Genomic DNA, 2,972 nt, shown 5'->3' with positions numbered 1-2,972 from the left:
CGCGCCCGCCCGCCGTCCCGCGGCCCGCCGGACGGCGCTCGTCGCCCCACCCGGGAACTCCGGCCCCGGACCTGACGCCGCGGCACCGCCTCGTGGCCGCGGGCCCGCCCGCAGGCTCCCGCTCACCGCCCGTCGGGCGTTATCCTCGGAGCGTCCGGGACCGGCTTCCCGCTCGCCGCTCGGGCCACCGCCGGTGCCCCGGCAGCGGCGTCCGTGCCCCACACGGCGTCACAGCGTCACACCGTGCCCGTCGATGTCGAGGGAGACCGTCATGGCAGCGACCGGCCGGCCCGCGGAGACCGTCCTCGCCACCGACCGGCTGACGGTGCGCCACTGGACGCAGGACGACCACGACCGCGCCTTCGCCATCTACTCCCGGTGGGAGGTCGCCCGGTGGCTCGGCAGCACGCCCCGGGCCCTGGCGGAGCCGGCGGAGGCCCGCGCGATGGTCGAGCGGTGGCGGCTGCGCTCCACCGATCCCCGCTTCGGCGTTTGGGCGGTCGAGCGGCAGGACTCCGGCACGGTCGTGGGCTCGGTCCTCCTGGTGCCCCTTCCCGGTGGTGACGGCGAGGTCGAGATCGGCTGGCACCTCCACCCGGATTCCTGGGGTCACGGTTTCGCGACGGAGGCCGCGCGCGGCGTCCTGGCGAAGGGCTTCGCGGACGGCCTCGCGGAGATCCGCGCCGTGGTCCGGCCGGGGAACGGGCCGTCGGCGGCCGTCTGCCGCCGTCTCGGGATGACCCTGCTCGGTCCGACCAGCCGCTGGTACGGCGTCGAGACGGAGGAGTACCGCATCGCCCGCACCGGGTGAGCCGCCGGCCGTCGGTGTACCCACGGCCGCTTCCGGGCGCTCCGGCGGTTCTCCGGCCGGGCGGGGGCGGTGCCGTGGCGCAGGGCGGATTCCGATAATCGTGACAAACGAGGCCTTTCGGTCCTTGTCATGCGGCGCTGACGGGGAGAGGCTGCCCGTAGGACTGACCGCCCGGCGTCAGCGGCACGGAAGGAGAGCCCCGGAGATGGCCGAGCAGACCGTGGTGCTCTCCCCGGCGTCCGCCGCCCCGCCGCACATAGCCCGGGCGGCCACCGCTCCGACCGGTGCCGTCGGCCCCGCTGCCAACGGCGGCGCGCACCCGGTCCAGGCGTGCACCCCCGTGCCATGACCCCCGTGCCATGACCTCCGGGGTGTGAGCACCGAGCGGCCGGCCGCCGCCCCGCCGTCCCCGCCCTTCCGGTGGCCGGACGTCCTGCCCGGTTGCGGGTGCGGCGCGCGTCGTCCGAGGACCGTGCACCGTCACCCCGCGCCCGGCCCGCGCGTCCCCACCACGCCAGCACACCGATGACGAGGTGCACTCGACCATGCGCACACCCACCCGCCGCGCCCTCCTCGGAGCCGCCGTGGCCACCGCCGGCAGCGGCCTGCTCGCCGCCTGCTCGGACCGGACGAACGGCGTCGACCGCCCCGGCCCCCGCGGCGCGCAAGCGACGCCCACCCCGGGCGACCACCCCTCGGCCCAGAGCGCGGGGATCGCCGCCGCCGAGGCCAGGCGGCACCCGGGCCCCGAACGCCAGGTGCAGCTCCTCGCCGTCGAGACCCGGCTCGACCTCGGCGGACGCAGCGTCACCTCCTGGGCCTACGGCGACCGGCTGCCCGGTCCGGAGATCCGGGTCACGGCCGGCGACACCCTCGCGCTCACCCTCGCCAACCATCTTCCCCAGGCCACGACGATGCACTGGCACGGCCTGCAGCTGCGCAACGACATGGACGGCGTGCCGGGCCTGACCCAGGACACGATCAAGCCCGGCGCCTCCTTCGAGTACCGCTTCGCGGTCACCAACCCCGGGACGTACTGGTTCCACCCGCACACCGGCGTCCAGCTCGACCGCGGACTCTACGGGGCCCTGATCGTCGACGACCCCCACGAGCCCCTCCAGTACGACAAGGAGTGGGTGGTGGTGCTGGACGACTGGCTCGACGGTGTGGACGGCACCACGCCCGACGACGTGCTGGCCGAGCTCACCCGGGGTTCCGGCAGCGCCCACGGGGAGCACGGCACGAGCACCACGGCGAGGGCCGTGCCCGCGGGCCCGTCCCGGGTGGGGACGGGGATGACCAGCGACCTGCTGGGCGGCGAGGCCGGCCATGTGGTCTATCCCTACTACCTGATCAACGGTCGCACCGCCGACAACCCGGAGACCTTCGCCGCCAAGCCGGGCGATCGCATCCGCCTCCGGATCATCAACGCCGGCGGCGACACCGCCTTCCGCGTCGCACTCGGCGGCCACGAGCTGACCGTCACCCACACCGACGGCTTCCCGGTCGACCACACCACCACCCAGGCCCTGCTGATCGGCATGGGCGAGCGCTACGACGTCCTGGTGACCGCGGGGGACGGGGTCTTCCCGCTGACCGCTCTCGCCGAGGGCAAGAACGCGAGTGCCCTCGCACTCCTGCGCACCGGCGACGGCGCCGCGCCGACCGCCGCCGTCCGCGCCGCCGAGCTGTCCGGCAAGCTGGTGACCACCGCCCGGCTCACCGCCGGCGGGGCCGCCCGCCTCCCGGCGAAGGACCCGGACCGGACCCTGTCCGTGCGGCTCACCGGCCGGACGTCGGGCTTCAACTGGGCCTTCGACGGCCGGCCGTACGATCCCTCGCAGCGCCACCTGGTGCGCGAGGGGGAACGCGTCCGGCTGACGCTGACCAACTCGTCCGGGATGTGGCACCCCGTCCACCTGCACGGCCACACCTTCGCGCTGCCGGACGGCGGGCCGCGCAAGGACACCGTGATCGTGCTGCCGAGGAGCAGCCTCGCGGTGGACTTCGACGCGGACAACCCGGGCCTGTGGATGCTCCACTGCCACAACCTGTACCACGCGGAGGGCGGCATGATGGCGGTGCTCGGCTACGCGACCTGACGGCCGGATCCGGCGCCCGGCGGCCGGGCGCCGGGCCGTGACAGATCGGTAGTGCGTCG

General features: G+C 75.3%; 3 protein-coding genes. All 3 read left to right on the top strand.

Going from position 1 to position 2,972, the window contains the following annotated elements; translation table 11 throughout:
• Positions 1-271 precede the first annotated feature (271 nt).
• Entirely contained in the window at positions 272-811 is a 540-nt protein-coding gene (locus ABZ885_RS38490; protein ID WP_360199447.1) for a GNAT family N-acetyltransferase, read from the top strand.
• 205 nt (positions 812-1,016) lie between these two features.
• On the top strand, positions 1,017-1,160 hold the full coding sequence (locus ABZ885_RS38485) for a hypothetical protein (protein ID WP_360199445.1): 144 nt from the start codon (positions 1,017-1,019) through the stop codon (positions 1,158-1,160).
• A 196-nt stretch (positions 1,161-1,356) separates the two neighbouring features.
• Positions 1,357-2,913, top strand: a complete 1,557-nt coding sequence (locus ABZ885_RS38480) for a multicopper oxidase family protein (RefSeq protein WP_360199443.1) — start codon at positions 1,357-1,359, stop codon at positions 2,911-2,913.
• Positions 2,914-2,972 lie beyond the last annotated feature (59 nt).

The sequence above is a fragment of the Kitasatospora sp. NPDC047058 genome (assembly GCF_040643935.1).
GTDB lineage: Bacteria > Actinomycetota > Actinomycetes > Streptomycetales > Streptomycetaceae > Kitasatospora.
The sequence above is the reverse complement of the archived record's forward strand: the minus strand, read 5'-3'. Positions and strand labels throughout refer to the sequence as shown.